Raw genomic sequence first — 18,121 nt, forward strand, 5'->3', positions numbered from 1 at the left:
AGCACGGATCGAAGCAATCATGATCGGCATAGACCTCGAGCTTTCCCAGTGCATGGTGCTGATCGCAGGCAGCCGATCGGCCAGCAAAACCACCGCCAACCGCTTGAGCGCCGAAGGCTGCAGCCTCCTGTTTGCCGAGGACGCGCAGCAGGCGCTGGGGCAGCTGGAACAGGCGGGCCTGCTGGTGATTTGCGATCACCGTCCCGAGCGCTTTGACCAGGTGGTCGCCGAGGCCAAGGTCCCGGTACTGCGAGCGGCCCCGTCCGCTGCCACCGGCTCGATCACCTTGCTCGGCGGCGGACCAGGCGCCTTGGACCTGATGACTCTTCGCGGGGTGCGCGCTCTGGCCGAGGCCGAGGTGATCTTCGCCGATCGGCTCGGTCCCAGCGAGCATCTTGCGGTCCTGGCGCCGCAGGCCACCATCATCGACGCGGGCAAGCTGCCCGGCCACCACAAGCTCACCCAGCGCCAGATCGAAGCGCGGATGATCGAGGCGGCGCAGGCCGGTGCCAAGGTCGTCCGGCTCAAGGGCGGGGACCCCTTTGTTTTCGGCCGCGGCTTTGAAGAAGTCGCCGCAGCCACCGCGGCCAAGATCCCGGTCAGCGTGATTCCAGGGTTGAGCTCCTGCATCACGGTGCCGGCCGCCGCCGGCATTCCGGTGACAGCCCGCGGGGTGAACACCATGTTCACCGTGGTCTCCGGGCACGATCCGCTCGGCGAGCAGCAGCTGGAGCAGTTGGCGAAGCTGGGGGGCACCATCGTGATCCTGATGGGCATGGGAACCATCGAGCAGACCGTCTCCGGGCTGCTGCGCGTGGGAATGCCCAAGGACATGCCCTGCGCCATCGTGCAGTCGGGCACCACCGATATCCAGCGCACCAGCCATGCGCCGCTCTCCTGCCTGGCCGAGGTGGCCCGCGCGCACTCGAATCCAGCCGTGATCGTCATCGGCGAGGTGGCGCAATTGCCGCAGTCCTTGCTCGATGCGGTGCCGGCCGCCAGTACCGAACTCGCTTTGGAGACCGCCTGATGAATATCGCGAAACCCTTGGCTGGATTCCGCATCGCCGTAACCAGCGATCGGCGTTCAGCCGAATTGATCGAAGCCTTTGAACGGCGTGGCGCTGAGGTTACCCACACCCCGCTGCTGCGCCTGGCCCCGCTGGATGACGAGCAGCAGCTGCTGGCGCAGACCCACAAGCTGATTGAGGCCCGGCCTCAGGTCGTGGTGATCACCACCGCCTACGGGCTGCGGCGTTGGCTGGATACCGCCGAGGCGGCCGGGATCGGCGACGAGTTGATCACCGCCTTCAGCCAGTCCGAGCTCTACGTGCGCGGGTCCAAGGCCCATGGGTCGGTGAGGGCGCTGGGCCTGGAGCCGGCCGGCGTGGCCAAGGACGGGCGCAGTTCGTCGCTGCTTGAGATGCTCAAGGGCACGCTTGCTTCAGCCACCGTCGCCCTGCAGCTGCACGCCGACTCGGATCATGGGCTGCCCCAGCAGATGCGCGAATTCGGGGCACGGCGGGTGATCAAGGTCGAGCCCTACCGCTGGCAGGACACCAGCAGCGACACCGGGATTTCGGCTTTGGTGGAGGGCTTGTGCGCGGCGCACTTCGACGCGGTGACCTTCACCAGCGCACCGAGCGTGCACGCGCTATTTGCCGCCGCCAACGCGCGCAATCGGCTCCCCGCCCTGCAGCGTTCCTTGGCCGAGCGCGTGGCCGTGGCCACCGTTGGGCCAGTGACCGCTTCCCCGCTGGAAGAAGCCGGCATCAACCCGCTGGTTCCCGAACGCCACCGCATGGGCGCGATGATCGGCCAGCTGGTTGAGCATCTGGGTTCGCTGGGCACCTTGCAGGCACAGACCGTGCATGGCCAGGTGCAGCTGCGCGGGCGCACCCTGTCCATCCAGGACCAGAATTGCGAGTTGACTCCGGGGCAGGCCGAGCTGGTGCGCGCGCTGATCGAGGCCGGCGGCAGCGTGCTCTCGCGCGATGAGCTCAGCGCCGCCCTGCCCGAGGTCAGCTCGCGGCACGCATTGGATATGACGCTGAGCCGGCTGCGCCGGGCCTTGCCCCAGCCGGAAATCATCAGCACGGTGATCAAGCGCGGGTACCGGCTGAACGTCTAGCGAGCATTTTCTGCCCGGGTTACGTAGGATCGAAACCATGGTTTCAATTCAGGTTGCCGGCGAGGCATTGGTGGACATCGTCAACTCCGTGGCCCATCCTGGAGGTTCTCCGCTGAATGTCGCGGTGGGCCTGGGCCGGCTGGGCCATGAGGTCACGCTGACCACGGATCTTGGCACAGATGAGCATGGGCAGCTGATCGCCGATCACCTGCAGGGCTCGGGAGTCGAGCTGGCTGAAGGATCGCAGTCGGATGCGCCGACCTCCACAGCCACCGTGGTGCTCGATGAGTCCGCCAATGCCAGCTACGAATTCGAGTTGAACTGCAGCTTGGGCAAGCTGGCCGCGAGCGAGGCGTCGCTGCTGCACACCGGGTCCATCGCCGCCTTCCGCTCTCCCAGCGCCCAGAAGCTGATTGACCTGTTCCTCGCCGCGCCGCCCAACCAGCTGCGCAGCTACGACCCGAACCTGCGTCCAGCCCTGGTTGGGGACCGGGCCAAGGCCATCAACTATATCGAGAAGCTGAGCTCCCTGGCCCATGTGGTCAAGCTCAGCGACGAGGATTCAATGTGGCTGTACCCCGGGTGGGATACCGACCGCGTGCTGGAGCATCTGCTGGGCCTTGGAGCTTCCCTGTCCGTGATGACCTTTGGCGCCCGCGGCGCCGAAGCGCGCACCCGGAATTGCGAAGTCGTGGTCCCTTCGCTTTCAGTGCCCACAGTTGACACCGTGGGTGCCGGAGATGCGTTCATGGCCGGGCTGCTGCATGGAATCGTTGATGGCCCGCTGGCCCAGAACCTGCGTGATGGCAGCACGCTGGATCGCGCCGAGCTGGAGGCGGCGTTGCAGATCGCGGCCGCTTGCGCGGCGATGACCGTTGCCCGCACCGGCGCCAACCCGCCGACGCTGAGCGAGCTCAACGAATTCATGGCCGGGGCCGGGCGCTAGAATTTGTCGCAGAACATGATCCGCACTGTGCCAAGGAGGCCACATGGGTAGCAAGGTCCCGGCATCGGATAACACCCTGAGGATCCTCCAGCTGCTGGCCAGCAGGAAGGCTCCTACTCCGGCGGCAATGATTGCCACCCTGCTCGATTTGCCCCGCTCCAGCGTTTACCAGCTGCTCGCGGTCATGAACGAGCGGGGATTTGTCACCCACTATCCGGAGGACAAGTCCTATGGCTTGGGGATCGCGGCTTTTGAGCTTTCCAGCGCCTACACCCGGCAGGAACCGCTGGCCCGGCTTGGTGCTCCGCTCATCGCCCAGCTGGTGGACAAGGTCGGCGAGAGCGCGCATCTGGCAATCCTGCATGGATCCGATGTCTTGTACATCGTGGAAGAACGCGCAAAAGGCCGCCCGTCGCTGGTCACCGATGTAGGGGTGCGCTTGCCTTCCCATCTGACCGCTTCGGGAAGGGCCATCTTGGCGGCCTTGCCCAAATCCCAGGTGCGCGCGCTGTATCCCAGCGCAGCCAATTTCTCGGATCGCGTGGAACGCTCTTCGATCACCGGCTACGCGCAATTGCGCCGCGAGCTGGAGCAGTGCTCGCAGCGCGGCTACGCAGTGGAACGCGGGGATGTCACTCCGGATTTCCACTCGCTGGCGGTGGAAATCCGGGATGCCGGCAACTGGCCGGTGGCCGCCGTTGCAGTCACCTTCCTGGCAGACCGGGTGCCCGAGGAACAGTGGGACAAGCTGCTCAAGCAGATTCGTTCGACCGCGGCACTGATCACCACGCGAATTCAGGGAAAGCGCCCGGCGGGCCCCTCGATGGCCGGCTAGAGAAAACGGCGCCGAAACATGATGATGCTGCATTGCCCGTGCGGCCCCTCCCGGCAGCCTGCCGCACAGGATCTCCGTGGGATGCGGCGCCACGCAGCACCACACTCAACCCGTGGATCTGAAATCCCAGACAAGTCCGGTGATTGCGCGGTACTCAGCGGCTGCTCGATGGCCAATGATGTAAGTAGTTAGCTAGATTACATCGTTAGGAATCTTCATGAGCCACGAACCACGAGTTGTCCGCGCACCACGCGGCACCGAACTGACCGCCAAGTCCTGGGCCACCGAAGCCCCACTGCGCATGCTGATGAACAACCTCGACCCCGAGGTGGCAGAACGCCCCGAGGATCTTGTGGTGTACGGCGGCACTGGCAAGGCTGCCCGGTCCTGGGAAGCATTTGACGCCATCGTTGAAACCCTCAAGGACCTGGAAGACAACGAAACCCTGCTCGTTCAATCAGGCAAGCCGGTCGGCGTCTTCAAGACCAACAAGTGGGCGCCGCGAGTCCTTATTGCGAATTCCAATCTGGTCGGCGACTGGGCCAACTGGGAGCACTTCCGCAAGCTGGAGGCCGAAGGCCTGATGATGTACGGCCAGATGACCGCTGGTTCATGGATCTACATCGGCACCCAGGGCATCCTGCAGGGCACCTACGAGACCTTTGCGGCAGTGGCCAAGAAGCGTTTCAACGGCACTCTGGCCGGCACCCTGACCCTGACCGGCGGTTGCGGCGGCATGGGCGGCGCCCAGCCGCTATCGGTCACCTTGAATGGCGGTGCTGTGCTGATCATCGACGTGGACGAGTCCCGTCTGCGCCGTCGCGTTTCCAAGCGCTACCTGGACGAGGTGGAGCTGGACTTGGACAAGGCGCTGGAAAAGGTATTGGCTGCCAAGGCCGAAGGCCGTCCGCTCTCCGTGGGATATGTCGGCAACGCCGCCGAGATCTTCCCGGCACTGCTCAAGCGCCACCAGGCCGGCGAGTTCACCATCGACATCGTCACCGACCAGACTTCGGCACACGATCCGCTGAGCTACCTGCCGACCGAATACACCATGGATCAGTGGGACGCCGAAGCCAAGGCAGATCCTATCGGCTTCACCAAGAAGGCCCAGGCTTCCATGGCAGCCCAGGTCCAGGCAATGGTCGAGTTCCAGGATGCCGGCGCAGAGGTCTTCGACTACGGAAACTCGATCCGCGACGAGGCCCGCAAGGGCGGCTACAACCGCGCCTTCGAATTCCCGGGCTTCGTTCCTGCCTACATCCGCCCGCTGTTCTGCGAGGGCCTGGGCCCATTCCGCTGGGTCGCGCTCTCCGGCGACCCGGAGGACATCCGCGTTACCGACGAGGCGCTGAAGGAACTGTTCCCAGAGAACGAGCACCTGCACCGCTGGCTGGATGCAGCCGCTGAGAAGGTCGAGTTCGAGGGCCTGCCGGCACGCATCTGCTGGTTGGGCTACGGCGAGCGCCACAAGGCCGGCCTGCTCTTCAACAAGCTGGTTGCCGAAGGCAAGGTTTCCGCACCGATCGTGATCGGCCGCGACCACTTGGACTCCGGTTCGGTAGCTTCGCCATACCGCGAAACCGAATCCATGAAGGACGGCTCGGATGCAGTCGCCGACTGGCCACTGCTCAACGCCCTGACCGCCACCAGCTCCGGCGCTTCCTGGGTTTCGATCCACCACGGCGGCGGCGTAGGCATGGGCCGCTCGATCCACGCTGGCCAGGTATCGCTGGCCGATGGCTCCGAGATGGCAGCTGCCAAGCTCGAGGCGCTGTTGACCAACGACCCAGGCATGGGCGTCATCCGCCACGTGGATGCGGGCTATGAACGTGCTGAGGAAGTGGCAGCGGAGCGTTCTGTGCGCATTCCAATGCAGGGCAAATAAGTCCATTTGGCGGTTCGCGCGTCTTGCCTGTTGATCAGCTGGCAAGGCGCGCGAACCACTTGCTTTAACCCTCCTTTAGTGATTGAAAACTGCCCCTGACATGGGTGCGGTGAACGTTGCATCAACTTGAAATGCCGAATGCCTCAGAGCTTCCAGTTAAGCCTTGTAGGCCATTTTCGCTTGCTTAGCGTGGAACATGTCAGAAACGACCGACCCACGGAGGACATCATGTCTGAGCAGGATTCAAACGAGCAGTTCGGTAATTTCGAGAACGTCCAGTCCGAGGAAAACGCCGGGTACGGCTCATCGGATGAGCAGCAGAACAACGAAGGACTGTCGTATGGCGGTAATAACGAAGGACAGTCCAGCCAAGACTCCTTCGGCGACCATAACGACAGCCAGTCCTACAGCGGCACCGAAGAATGGCCGTACGGCGACAGCAATGTGGGCGAGTCCTACGGCGACAGCAATGACAATGCAGGACTTCGGCAACCTGGGCCAAAGCGAGGGGTTCTAGTCTCCAACTCCGAGACTATTGGCGTTGCATAGCAATGCTCCCTGGTTATACAGAACTATCTTCTGCAGAATAAGTTCCACGCAGAGAAATCGCTGTTCCCATTGAACATGGGGAACAGCGATTTCCTTGCGTTCAGCGTGGGTCATTTGCACCGAATACGGATGTCCGTCTTCTACGGACGACGGGTTTCAGCACTGATGAACCATGCCTGCTGCTCAAGGTCAGCAATATACTGATGCAAGATGTCGGCCGTTGTCGGATCTTCTTCATCGACCGGATCATGCACGTCGCGGATAACACCTACGGTGGATTGAACCGCTTTTACAACCATGTCGACGGCGTCCTTGGTCAAAATTTCCGTAGTGGCCGGTTGCTCCAATTTTGAGTACTTGGTGATTGCGGACGCTAACCCATCTGGAGTAGCGTGCAATGCGCGCATGCGCTCGGCTATTTCATCGGACCCCTTACGAGCAATGCCGACGACCTCGTCCAAGTTTTGGTGCAGATCGCGAAAATTCGGTCCTACAACATTCCAATGAATCTGCTTGCCAACCAGCTGAAGGTCCAATAGCTGGATGAGCACCGATTGCAACGCGTCTCGAAGTGACTCTGAAGCCACAAAGCCGTGCTCGGCGTTTTCCTTCGTCGTTTTCTTCGCGGTGGTGGTCTTGATGTCCGCCATGGCATCCCCCTTGCATTGAAGTTGACGTTATCGGCACCGGCAGATTTCCGATGCACTTCTCCAAACGCTACTTCCGGGTAGATCCAATTCCGAATCAAGCTCAGTACTTTGAGCTGGCATTCAGGTCTCGGCCACGTGATGCATAGGTTGCAGAATTCTGGCGAGCACCATGCGCTCGCCAGAATTCCCTATGATCCCGCGTCGGTTCCACCATGAGGGTGGTCCAACGAAGATGGCCCGACAATCAACCTGAAGAGCCCCCAGCACATGGCAAGCCCGCCCCAGATGATTCCGAGCCACATGGGGGTCATTGCTTGCGCATCAGCAGCTGGTGTGATGAGTATGAACATGAGAAACAAGGCGACGATGATTCCGCCGCCAACAACGAGACCTAATCCAAGAGATTTCTTAGGCATCTTTCACTCCAGTGATCTTTTACAAACAAATGAACCGACCAGACTGCAGCGACTTGTCCACGTCTACTGCTAGCTGGCGAATTCTCTGACGCGTGATCCCACATTGCCTCCTAAACGTGCGCGCATCAGCACACGGTATTGTCGATAGATACAGAGTAGGCCTGTTTCATGCGCAACTCTAGTGTCTTCTGACCTCGGAATATGCGTGAATCCCCGGTCATTTTGGTGGTCTATTCCAGCAGTTGTTTCTGGGTGACCGTGCATTAGCGACCGCACTGCAGGACAATAGCCAATAGGTTCACGCGAGCCTAGGGACAATTTGCCGACACGACAGGATGGACATGTATTCTCACCTCGCCAAAGTCTGTGGGCTATTCCTTGCGACCGGGCTCCTGGCCGCTGCCCTCGCCGGGTGCGTGAGTATTGAATCCTCGAATGATGGGCAGAGTCCGTCAAGTTCATCCACGATGGCGCCCGCCGAAAGCACTCCACCCATTGACGGGACTGTCACCCCGAGCGCCAAGAATCCTGATGGTGAAGCAACAGGCAGTGGCACAGTACCGAAGGAGACTGCTGGGGATTCCTTCTCTCAGGCCTTCGGAATCATAGAAGCCAAAGCCACCGAGAAAAAGTGCACCGGAAAAATGACTCTCGACTCGGATGGCGAGATGGTCAAGCTCATCGGCAATTGCCAACAGGTGGAAATCACAGGCACTGGAAACATGGTCGTCGGCGGCCGCATTAAGGATCTGTCCATATCCGGAAACGGCAATATCGTGGCAGTGCACAATATTGAGGATGTCAGTGTCAGCGGGGTTGGCAACTCGGTAGCGTGGCGGAACGACAACGCTTCAGCCCACGACTCCGGCCAGTCGAACCGTCTTGGCCCGGATGTCCTTTCCGGCGTGGATACAGGCTACTGAATCGGCTGGCGACCGCGTCCGGTATTTCGGACACATCACCCGGTTATCGGCAACCAGCTAATCGCAACTGCCGAACAATGGAAGCTAGAGACTTCCTTGTACCGCAACGATTGGATTTGATTGCCATGGCTTCTGCTCCTCAAATAACACTTGGCCTAAGTGGCGCAACTGCAGACGACGTTATCGCCGTTGCCCGCCACGAAGCCCACATCAGCATTTCTCCGCAAGTACTTGAGGAACTGGCTTCCGTCCGAGCACACATCGATGCACTAGCATCCGCTGATACCCCGGTTTATGGCATTTCAACAGGCTTTGGCGCGTTGGCAACCCGCCACATCGCACCCGAGGATCGTGCGAAGCTGCAGCGCTCCCTTATCCGTTCCCACGCTGCTGGCATGGGTGAACCGGTGGAACGAGAAGTGGTCCGCGCATTGATGTTCTTGCGTGCAAAGACCCTGGCTTCCGGCCGCACGGGCGTTCGCCCGGTCGTCCTTGAGACCATGGTCGGCATGCTCAATGCAGGCATCACCCCGGTAGTCCGCGAATACGGTTCACTGGGCTGCTCCGGTGACTTGGCTCCGCTGTCGCACTGCGCATTGGTGCTGATGGGCGAGGGCGAAGCCACCGATGCCCACGGCAATATCCGCCCGGTACCGGAACTGTTCGCCGAGGCCGGATTGACCCCTGTCGAACTGGCGGAGAAGGAAGGTCTGGCTCTGGTCAACGGCACCGACGGCATGCTCGGCCAGCTGATCATGGCATTGGCGGACCTCGATGAGCTGCTGGACATCGCCGATGCCACTGCCGCCATGAGCGTTGAAGCCCAGCTGGGCACCGATCAGGTATTCCGCGCAGAACTGCACGAACCGCTGCGCCCGCACCCAGGCCAGGGCCGCAGCGCCCAGAACATGTTCGCTTTCCTGGCCGACTCGCCAATTGTTGCCTCGCATCGCGAGGGAGACGGCCGAGTGCAGGACGCCTACTCGCTGCGTTGCTCGCCGCAGGTCACCGGTGCCGCCCGCGACACCATTGCTCATGCTCGCCTGGTCGCCACCCGCGAGCTGGCTGCTGCCATTGACAACCCTGTGGTGCTGCCCAGCGGCGAAGTAACTTCCAACGGCAACTTCCACGGCGCACCGGTAGCCTACGTACTGGACTTCCTCGCCATCGCCGTAGCGGACCTCGGCTCCATCGCCGAGCGCCGCACAGACCGCATGCTCGACCCAGCCCGCTCCCGCGACCTGCCGGCATTCCTGGCCGACGATCCGGGTGTGGACTCGGGCATGATGATCGCCCAGTACACCCAGGCCGGCTTGGTGGCAGAAAACAAGCGGTTGGCAGTTCCTGCCAGCGTTGACTCCATCCCATCCTCGGCTATGCAGGAGGACCACGTTTCCCTGGGCTGGCATGCCGCGCGCAAGCTGCGCACCTCGGTAGCGAACCTCCGCCGCATCCTCGCAGTGGAAATGCTGATTGCCGGCCGTGCCCTGGACCTGCGGGCCCCATTGAAGCCTGGCCCAGCGACCGGTGCGGTGCTTGAAGTATTGCGCAGCAAGGTTGCCGGCCCCGGCCAGGACCGCTTCCTTTCCGCAGAACTGGAAGCAGCCTATGACCTGCTGGCCAATGGCTCGGTGCATAAGGCCCTCGAAGCTCACCTGCCTGCATAACCTGTAGCGCAGGTCGCCGCAAGGCGTCGTCAAGCGTCCCCGAAGAACCTACCGGTTCTTCGGGGACGCACTTTTTAACTACCGCCTATGGACACCCCGGATTCCAGTTGGCGGCTTCAGGCCTGATGGCACTCGCCGCGTTGTCCTGGCCACAAGGTCAAAGCGTAGACTTGATGTTCGAAAGACTACGCATTATCCAAGGAAGTCTGATTCCATGCAACGCACCATGTTCAAATCCAAGATCCACCGGGCCACTGTAACGCAAGCGGATCTGCACTACGTCGGTTCGGTGACGGTGGACTCCGACCTGCTTGCCGCCTCGGATATCCTGCCCGGTGAACTGGTGAGCATCGTCGACATCACCAATGGTGCCCGCCTGGAAACCTACACCATCGCTGGCGAACCCGGCAGCGGCGTGATCGGCATCAACGGCGCCGCAGCGCACTTGGTCCACCCGGGTGACCTGGTCATTTTGATCAGCTATGCGCAGATGGAGGATGCCGAAGCCCGCAGCTACGTTCCCAGTGTGGTTCACGTTGATGCCGATAACCGCATCATCCACCTGGGCGATGACCCTGCCGAAGCAGTCGCTGACGGCGTGCAGACTCCGCCATTTGCCCAGCTGCGCAGTAGCTAGCTGACAGCGCTGGCCCGTCCGGGCGGCTAGGCGGCAATGATTTTCCATGGCGGTCAAGCCGTTGTGCAGTTTCAGCGCTCCCGCGTTTCACCTGCGGCAGTCTTCTTCGGGGCATCCTTGCCAGGTTTTCGAGAAGTACCCGACGATCTCCAGGGTATGGCGCAGCGGGTAGATCTCGTCGATTCCCCCACGGATCGCCTTGGCAGCCTCCTCTACTGCGAGCTCGAAGAACCGGCAGACCTCGTCATACATCCATACGGCCGCGGTGAGCTCCGTGAGTTCGTCATGAGTCAGCATGCGGGAAGGCTCCAGGCCAATTTCAATCAAGGTCTTAAAAACAAAGTTTTCGGTCAGCTCATGGTCATCCCCGCAATCGCACCAGGCGAGACCGCGATTGGGCATGAACCACACATCCTCAGAGCCTTCCGAAGAATGGATCCAGCCGGGAAGACTGCCCCCGGAACTGTTTTCTTGTGCCATGGCCATCGCCTCTGTTCTCTCCTAGCCCAATGTGCCCAATGTAGCGGGCAGTGCCGACAGTATGGACGAGCAGGCCTTGGCAGTTGTTGCCAGATGCGCCTAGGGTTGGCATAGTTCGAGGCATCAGCCAATAGTCGCTTCCAGCCATGATCGCTTCAGGAGTTCTCCCATGAACACACAGTCCCACCCGGATACCGGTGATGGCGCCGCGCACCGGCAGTGGAACGAATTGCTCCAGGAAATGCGAGTCATGCAAACCGGCGTGCAGATTCTTGCTGCGTTCTTGGTGGTGCTGCCGTTTCAGGCACGCTTCGAGATGCTCAGCCGATCCGATGAAACGGTCTACATCGTCTTGTTGGTTGCTGCCACGCTGCTGATTTTGCTGCTGATCACCCCGGTAGCAGTCCACCGATACTTCTTTGGCCAGCGGCTCAAAGAGCAGACGGTGGCCCTTGGGCACATCGTGCTGAAAATAGTGGGCATCGGCGTTGGCCTGCTGGTCTCGGGTTGTGTGTGGTTTGTCTTGCAGGTGCTGTTCGGCTGGCAGCTGGGCGCGTGGATCGGTGGCGGGCTGGTGCTGGCAACCTTGTTCCTGCTCTTGGCATTGCCGCGCATCCTGCTTCCGGCCCGCGCGCAGGACGCTGGCTGATCAGCGCTGGCCCGGGTTCATCCGGTCGACGTGGCGAAGCATGATCCTCATCGGAAGATGCCTGATAGCGGTGGGCAAAACACGGCTCGCCATCCGGGCCGCGGCAATGGCCACCGCGTTGCGCCGATGGACCTTCTTGCTTAGTTCAAACCCGAATTGATCGCGCACCACCGCTGGCAGCTGGGCGATGGTGACATCCCGCATCAGCGGCAAGCAGGCGCGGATCCACCACGGCGCATTGCGCGCAGCAAAAAGGTCTTCGGCAAGTTGCCGGGTCCGGCCGGTGGTGCTGAGAGTTGCCAGCGTCTGCTCCAGGTACAGGTCGAAATCCTGGATCGTGGCTGGCCACAAATCCTTGGGCATCTGCAAGGCCTCGCCCAGCAACGAGTACTGCTGGTAGAGCTCTTCGTCGTGGGCGGCCTCGCCAGCCAGTACCTGTCTGCCAATGACACGTGCCGAGTCGAAAAGCGTGGCGGCAACCCACAATTGCAATCGCGGATCCAACGCCGAATAGGCTGGGGTTCCCTGTGCTTCGTTGCGCGTTCCGCGCACGGTTCGATGCGCGTCGTTGACGTAGGCGATCATGGTGCGCTGTTGTTCCGCGTTGCCGTTGCTCAAGGCATAGATGTAGCCGAGCGTGTGCATGAGCCGGCTCAAGGGATTGCTGGCGAAGTCAGAGTGCTGGGCGATGGCCTCGCCAATTTGCGGATGAGCCAGTTGCATCAGGATCGCCCGCCCGGCCCCGAGGAGCAGGCCGGCTTCTGGGGCAACGCGCGAGAATGCGCTTGGCTCACCAGTTTTTCGAACGTGCCTGCTCATGGCTTTGATCTTAGGCGGTGTGCCTGTGCCTCCGCATTAAACAGCGCGGAGGATGCCGCCACGCACTATGCTCCGTGGCAGCATCCGCCGTGTTGTCCGAGGTGCATCTCCTACCAGGGTGCCGAGGTGAACATCGATGGCTGGAGCTCGGTGACCTTCAGCGACTTCAGCCTCGCGGTGCCGCCATGGGCGAAGACTCCCAGCCGGTCAGCCCCCTGGTTCGGGAAGACCTGATCGGTCAAGGTGCGCTGGCCGTCCTGGGCAAATACCTCAACCGACGAACGGTCCAGGTATACCCGCAGCACCACCTCGCCATTGTTGTTCAGCTTCACTGGCATCTGCTCAACCGAGGCGAAACCGGGATGGAATCCGGCATTGCCCGAGTTCCGGCGGTCCACGTAGGCCTTCTTGCTTTCGGCGTCATAGCCGATCACTGTGGAGCTGGTGGCATCGCCGTGGACCGTTATGCCCGAGGTCTTGGCGGTGCCCGGGTCGAGAACCAGGTCCACCTGGGCCATGGAGCCTGCGGCCATCTGCGGCAGCGTGCGGGTTCCTTCGGTGATGGTTTTGTTGTGTTCCATGTACTTTGGCTTGCCGCCCAGCATGCCAACCTGCTCCACCGGCGCCTGGGTGAGGCGAGGCCCCTGTGCGGTCTGGGTCAATTCCACCTTTCGAGGCAGCGACATGGCGCTGCGCCATGGAGAAGTTGGAATGTCGTTGGCATAGTCCCAGTTGTTCATCCATCCGAGCATGATCCGCTGCTCCTGGGGCATGTTGGCGAAGGAAACCGAGGCATAGTAATCGCGCCCATAGTCCAGCCAGTCATAGCTTTCCAGCGATGATTGCGCGGCGGTATCGGACTGGGTGAACTCATCGGCCAGGATGTGCCCCCATCCTTCGCGGTTGTTATCGACAATCTCGATTTGGGCCTGCTTGCCGGCAAATTCCTTCACGTTCCATGAGGCGAAGTCCAGGCTCTCGCTGTTGGATCCGGTAATCGTGCGAACCGTTCGGTCATCGACCACGAGGTTGACTGTCGTTTCATCCGAGCGTGGAACTACTTCTTCGTCGGTTTGCACGATGTGGTCCAAGGTCAGGTGTCCCCATCCGCCGGTGGCTTGGTCGACGACGCGAATCCGGGCGTTCTGACCGCTATACGCCTCGGTATCAAACGACTTCCAGTTCATGGCTCCCGCATTGTCGCCAGCCAGGGACTCGACCACAGCGCCATTGACCAGAAGCTGGACTTCAAGTTTCTGGTTTGGATCATTGCGCCGGTGCCCGCCGCCAATGAGCATGCCGATTCGCTTCTTGGTGATGGCGAATTCGGGCGAGGTGACGGTACCCATTTGGTCATCGCCACCAGTTCCCACTTCGAAGGTGTTGACGACATGGCTTCCGATGGCCATGTTGCCGCCACCGGCGAAGGGCAGGTTTTCGGGGACCAGGGAACCGGTGCCGGTCCAGCCATAGCCCGACAGGTCGGAGCCTTCGGGAACTTCGAACCCGTCAAAAAGCAGCTCGCCTGCCGGGGCCTTGTTGTCCCTCTTGTCGCTGACACGTGGATGCTTTCCGCCGCCGACCAGGAAGTTCAGATAGTCCTGATCTACGGTGAATGGGTCCGACAGCATGGTGCCGGTCGGCTGGTCGAAGCCGAGGAAGGAGTTGACCAGCCCGGCGCCCTGGTAGCCGGTGACTTCCTGTTGTCCTGGAACCGTGCCAGCCACCGGCTTGGCACCGAACGGTCCCCCTTCTCCGCTGGTCGGATCATTGGCCACGGTCCAGCCGTTGTAGGTTCCGTCGTTGAATCCAGCCAGCAGCTTGCCTTCCGGCATTGTGGGTACTGGCTTGGTTGTTTCGGAGGTGAAGGTGGTTCCGTCAAAGTCGCCAACGAAGTACTGTCCCGCGGAGCCTCCCGAGACTCCTCCGGGGTTCATGTTGATAACCATGACCCATTTGACGTTCTCTGGGTCGCCGTCGACCGCCAGCGGGAACAGGTCAGGGCATTCCCAAATGCCGCCGGTGGCATTGGCCGGCCCGAATTCGCTGAGCTTGGTCCAGTCCTTGAGGTTCTTGGACTTGTAGAGCACGGCCTTGTGATCGGCGGCCTCCACTGCGGTCATGACCCAGTAGCCTTGGCCGTCATCGCCTGAGTACCAGAAGACCTTGGGGTCCCGGAAGTTGGCCGAATTGCGGTTGAGCACCGGGTTGTTCTTGTATTTGGTCCAGGTCTGCCCGTCATCCAGGCTGTAGGCCAATGATTGGGCTTGCAGTCCGGCGTATTCGGAGCCCTCCTTATACGCACTGGTGTATATGGCGATCAGTGGCGGGTTCTTGGCTGTGCCGAGTCCCGAGGTGTTGTTCGTGTCAACGACAACGCTGCCCGAGAAAATGTCCTCTTCTCCATCGCCCGCAATGGCCAGCGGCTGCTGTTCCCAATGCACCAGGTCCTTGGACGTGGCATGCCCCCATGACATGTTGCCCCAGACGTTGCCTTGGGGATTGTGCTGGAAGAACAGGTGATAGACGCCCTTGTAGTAGACCATTCCGTTGGGGTCGTTCATCCAGTTCTTTTCCGGAGTGAAGTGGATGCCCGGGCGGTAGGGCTCGTCGCCTAGTTCGGCGGCAGCAGCTGGCAGAGCGCCAGCTAGTCCTGCTCCCAAGCACAGGCTGGCGGCCGCGGCAAGGGAGATTGACTTCTTGGTTCGCGCAGTACATGGAGGCATTGCTGGACTCTCTGATTGAAGGGCGACGTTGTAGACAACGTTGTCGACAGCAAGGACTGTAGGCGAAGTCCAGCAGACAATTCAAGAGTCCCGAAAAAGTATTATTTTTACAGATCAGACAGGGTTTTAGGCACGGCAATTAGCCCCGCCGGGCAGTGCCAGCGAGGCCGTCTGTGCAGCTACTGCGAATTATTCAACCGGGCGAAGCCACGTCAGCTCCGAGGCGTCTGACTCAATATGCTCAGCAAGTTCGGCGTTGAAGACCGCTCCGTAGTCGGCGGTGATGTGCTCCTGGAAGGCTTGCTCATCGGCGTAGATCTCGAAGACGAAGTATTCGCGAGGCCGTTCCTCGCGCACGTAGGGAAGGAAGAGGACGTTCCCCGGCTCTTCGCGCACCTTTTGCGCAAGGTCATTCATCATTTCTGCCACGCGTTCTTCACTGCCTTCCTTGACGGTGAACTCTGCATAGAGGGTCTTCTGCTCCACGGATTTTCCTTCCATAGTGGGTGAGGCGCTTAGGCTGCGGGCGGGATTTCCCCGGAGCCGCGAATGATCATGGTGGTTTCAACGATGTAGGTTTTTGGCGGCTGGGCATCGCCTTCGATTCTGGCCATGAGCCGCTCGGCCGCCAGCGCGCCGATTTTCTCTGGGTGCTGGGCAATCACGGTGACACCGGGATCCACCATGTCCGAGAGCGTGAAGTCATCGAATCCCACCAGGGCCACCGTGTGGTTCAGCCCCAGTTCGCGCAAGGCTCGCATGCATCCGAAGGTGACGAGGTTCTGGCTGGAGAACAAGGCCGTAGGCGGGTCATCCGAGGTGAGGATGTCAATGGCCGCGAGCCTGGCGCTTTCAACATCATGCAGGTTTTCCCGGACGGGAATGCTGGCGGTCGAAACGCCGAGTTCGCTCAGTGCATCTACGAATCCCCGCCTGCGCTCGCGAGCGGTTTGGATATCCGTGCGGTCACCGAGATAGCCGATCTTCCGATGGCCCACCTTGAACAGGTGCTGGGCCGCCTTGGCGCCGCCGACTGCGTTGTCCGTGACCACCGCGTCCGCCTTGAGCCCCACCGGTTCGCGGTCAATGAAGACCACCGGCAAGTCCCTGGAGTGCTCCGGAATTACATGGGCCTGATTACTGGCAATTGGCGTGAGCACCATGCCATCAACGCGGCGCCCAAGGAACGCGCGGACCATGGATTCTTCCCGCTCGGGTTCATCGTCCAGGCTGGCGGCGAAAACCGCCACGCCTTTCAGGCTCAGTGCATCTTCCATGGCCCGGTGTATTTCGGCGCTGAACGGGTTGGAGACGCTGGGTAGCAGCAGGCCAACGGTTTGGGTCCGCCGGCTTGAGCGACGCAGGCTTCCCGCCGTGACGTCCAGTTCATAGTTCAGCTGATTCGAGGCCAGGAGAACTTTCTGCCTCGTCGATTCCGAGACTCCAGGTTCCTCGTTCATGACGCGTGAAACAGTTTTAATGCCAACGCCGGCCAAAGCTGCCACATGTCGCATAGTTGGGCGGGATTTGGCACCACCACCGACACCGGGGTTTGACATCGTTGTCAAATTCTTTCTTCTTTCTATTGACTACCACTTGTGATCCAGCTTACATTCTACATGATCACGTTGTCAGGGCTTCAGAAAAGCCCACTCGCAAAGGAGCACCAAATGGCAAGTTTCAGCACTCGTCGCACCCGCACCACCCGCATGCTGGCAGCAGGAGCAGTCTTGGGGCTCGCCGCCCTGTCGCTCTCGGCCTGCTCGGGTGATTCATCCACAGACGCATCAGGCGACGGCAATGTCGGTGTCTCGCTGATCGTGAAGACCACCACCAACCCGTTCTTCGTTTCCATGCAAGACGGTGCCAAGAAGGCAGCTGAAACCAGCGGTGTGGACCTGAAGCTGGCCGCCGGCAAATCCGATGGCGATGAAGCCACTCAGATCCAGGCCATCGAAAACGCCATCTCCGACGGCGACAAAGGCATTCTCATCACCCCCAACGGACCGTCGGTGGTTGACGCCCTGAAGAAGGCCCGCGATGCCGGCCTCTACGTCATCGCCCTGGACACCCCGCCGGATCCTGCCGACGCCGCCGACATCACCTTCGCGACCGACAACTTTGCCGCCGGCGAGCAGATTGGCCAGTGGACCGCAGAAAAGCTTGACGGCAAAAAGGCAGTGATCGGCATGGTCGACCTCTTCGACGACAAGCTTGTCTCCGTGGACTACACCCGCGATCAGGGATTCCTCAAGGGCATGGGCATCGACACCGCCGATGAAAAGGTCAATGGCGACGAAGCCAAGTCCGGAAAGTACACCGGCGGCAAGGGCGGCGACTACGAGATCGCCGGCAACCAGGCTTCCCAGGGCGCAGAAGACGGCGGCCGCACCGCCATGGAAACCCTGCTGGCCGGCAACCCGGATATCAACGTCGTTTACACCATCAACGAACCAGCTGCTGCCGGCGCCTACGAGGCCCTGAAGGCGGCCGGCAAGGAGAAGGATACCCTCGTTGTCTCCATCGATGGCGGCTGCTCAGGTGTCTCCAACGTGAAGCAGGGAATCATCGACGCCACCGCGCAGCAGTACCCGGTGAAGATGGCCGAGCTGGGTGTCGAGGCCATCACCACGCTGGCTAAAACCGGCGAAAAGCCAGAAACCACCGAGGGCCTGGACTTCTTCAACACCGGCAGCAAGCTGGTGACTGAAGAAAAGGTGAGCGGTGTGGAGAGCATCGACGCCGCCGAAGCGTCAAAGATCTGCTGGGGCAAGTAGCCCCCGAGGAACGCACCTACCAGAAGATC

Annotated in this window: 18 protein-coding genes; 11 read left to right on the top strand and 7 right to left on the bottom strand. The window is 61.1% G+C overall.

The annotated features are described in order from the left end of the window. The first annotated feature begins 19 nt into the window (after positions 1-19). The 6 genes from cobA (at position 20) to AC6CHO_RS14635 (ending at position 6,348) form a co-directional block, all read left to right on the top strand. A complete protein-coding gene (cobA, locus tag AC6CHO_RS14610) occupies positions 20-1,030 on the top strand; it encodes a uroporphyrinogen-III C-methyltransferase (RefSeq protein WP_498216021.1) in 1,011 nt (336 codons plus the stop codon). Next, positions 1,030-2,130, top strand: a complete 1,101-nt coding sequence (locus AC6CHO_RS14615) for a uroporphyrinogen-III synthase (protein WP_498216022.1) — start codon at positions 1,030-1,032, stop codon at positions 2,128-2,130. Before cobA ends, AC6CHO_RS14615 begins: the two co-directional genes overlap by 1 nt. Positions 2,131-2,167: 37 nt before the next feature. Then, positions 2,168-3,076: a carbohydrate kinase family protein gene (locus AC6CHO_RS14620; protein WP_498216024.1), complete on the top strand. Its 909-nt coding sequence runs from the start codon at positions 2,168-2,170 to the stop codon at positions 3,074-3,076. Positions 3,077-3,119: 43 nt separating this feature from the next. After that, positions 3,120-3,911, top strand: a complete 792-nt coding sequence (locus AC6CHO_RS14625) for an IclR family transcriptional regulator (protein ID WP_060702549.1) — start codon at positions 3,120-3,122, stop codon at positions 3,909-3,911. A gap of 217 nt (positions 3,912-4,128) precedes the next feature. Further along, positions 4,129-5,799, top strand: a complete 1,671-nt coding sequence (gene hutU / locus AC6CHO_RS14630) for a urocanate hydratase (protein WP_498216026.1) — start codon at positions 4,129-4,131, stop codon at positions 5,797-5,799. A gap of 228 nt (positions 5,800-6,027) precedes the next feature. Further along, positions 6,028-6,348 carry a hypothetical protein gene (locus AC6CHO_RS14635; RefSeq protein WP_498216028.1) on the top strand — a complete coding sequence of 107 codons (321 nt, stop codon included), beginning with the start codon at positions 6,028-6,030 and terminating at the stop codon, positions 6,346-6,348. 140 nt (positions 6,349-6,488) lie between these two features. Here AC6CHO_RS14635 and AC6CHO_RS14640 read toward each other — a convergent pair whose 3' ends face one another. Both AC6CHO_RS14640 and AC6CHO_RS14645 read right to left on the bottom strand, forming a co-directional pair. After that, a complete protein-coding gene (locus AC6CHO_RS14640) occupies positions 6,489-6,998 on the bottom strand; it encodes a Dps family protein (RefSeq protein WP_498216030.1) in 510 nt (169 codons plus the stop codon). A 188-nt stretch (positions 6,999-7,186) separates the two neighbouring features. Continuing rightward, positions 7,187-7,414 (bottom strand): hypothetical protein, encoded by a 228-nt coding sequence (locus AC6CHO_RS14645; RefSeq protein ID WP_146276224.1) that lies wholly within the window; start codon positions 7,412-7,414, stop codon positions 7,187-7,189. 467 nt (positions 7,415-7,881) lie between these two features. On the opposite strand from AC6CHO_RS14645, the gene AC6CHO_RS14650 reads away from it, so the two are divergent. From AC6CHO_RS14650 to panD, 3 genes are all read left to right on the top strand, one after another. Further along, entirely contained in the window at positions 7,882-8,337 is a 456-nt protein-coding gene (locus tag AC6CHO_RS14650; RefSeq protein ID WP_498216032.1) for a DUF3060 domain-containing protein, read from the top strand. A gap of 125 nt (positions 8,338-8,462) precedes the next feature. Further along, a complete protein-coding gene (hutH, locus tag AC6CHO_RS14655; protein ID WP_498216034.1) occupies positions 8,463-10,004 on the top strand; it encodes a histidine ammonia-lyase in 1,542 nt (513 codons plus the stop codon). Positions 10,005-10,218: 214 nt separating this feature from the next. Continuing rightward, on the top strand, positions 10,219-10,641 hold the full coding sequence (gene panD, locus AC6CHO_RS14660; RefSeq protein ID WP_146276230.1) for an aspartate 1-decarboxylase: 423 nt from the start codon (positions 10,219-10,221) through the stop codon (positions 10,639-10,641). Between the two features lie 87 nt (positions 10,642-10,728). Here panD and AC6CHO_RS14665 read toward each other — a convergent pair whose 3' ends face one another. Then, on the bottom strand, positions 10,729-11,127 hold the full coding sequence (locus AC6CHO_RS14665) for a hypothetical protein (RefSeq protein ID WP_498216036.1): 399 nt from the start codon (positions 11,125-11,127) through the stop codon (positions 10,729-10,731). Between the two features lie 163 nt (positions 11,128-11,290). On the opposite strand from AC6CHO_RS14665, the gene AC6CHO_RS14670 reads away from it, so the two are divergent. Continuing rightward, on the top strand, positions 11,291-11,770 hold the full coding sequence (locus tag AC6CHO_RS14670) for a DUF6328 family protein (protein WP_498216037.1): 480 nt from the start codon (positions 11,291-11,293) through the stop codon (positions 11,768-11,770). Here the strand turns inward: AC6CHO_RS14670 and AC6CHO_RS14675 are convergent, their stop codons facing one another. From AC6CHO_RS14675 to AC6CHO_RS14690, 4 genes are all read right to left on the bottom strand, one after another. Then, entirely contained in the window at positions 11,771-12,589 is an 819-nt protein-coding gene (locus AC6CHO_RS14675; protein ID WP_498216038.1) for an oxygenase MpaB family protein, read from the bottom strand. It lies immediately after the preceding gene. Between the two features lie 110 nt (positions 12,590-12,699). Beyond that, a complete protein-coding gene (locus tag AC6CHO_RS14680) occupies positions 12,700-15,315 on the bottom strand; it encodes a GH32 C-terminal domain-containing protein (protein ID WP_498216039.1) in 2,616 nt (871 codons plus the stop codon). Positions 15,316-15,504: 189 nt separating this feature from the next. Then, the gene (locus tag AC6CHO_RS14685; protein WP_498216040.1) at positions 15,505-15,801 is read right to left on the bottom strand and encodes a putative quinol monooxygenase; all 297 of its coding nucleotides are present in this window, start codon (positions 15,799-15,801) and stop codon (positions 15,505-15,507) included. Between the two features lie 29 nt (positions 15,802-15,830). Next, positions 15,831-16,829: a LacI family DNA-binding transcriptional regulator gene (locus AC6CHO_RS14690; protein WP_498216224.1), complete on the bottom strand. Its 999-nt coding sequence runs from the start codon at positions 16,827-16,829 to the stop codon at positions 15,831-15,833. Positions 16,830-16,985: 156 nt separating this feature from the next. Between AC6CHO_RS14690 and AC6CHO_RS14695 the strand changes: the two genes are divergently transcribed. Next, the gene (locus tag AC6CHO_RS14695) at positions 16,986-18,092 is read left to right on the top strand and encodes a substrate-binding domain-containing protein (RefSeq protein WP_498216042.1); all 1,107 of its coding nucleotides are present in this window, start codon (positions 16,986-16,988) and stop codon (positions 18,090-18,092) included. Positions 18,093-18,121: the final 29 nt, after the last annotated feature.

The organism is Glutamicibacter sp. GQ173, from assembly GCF_059759215.1.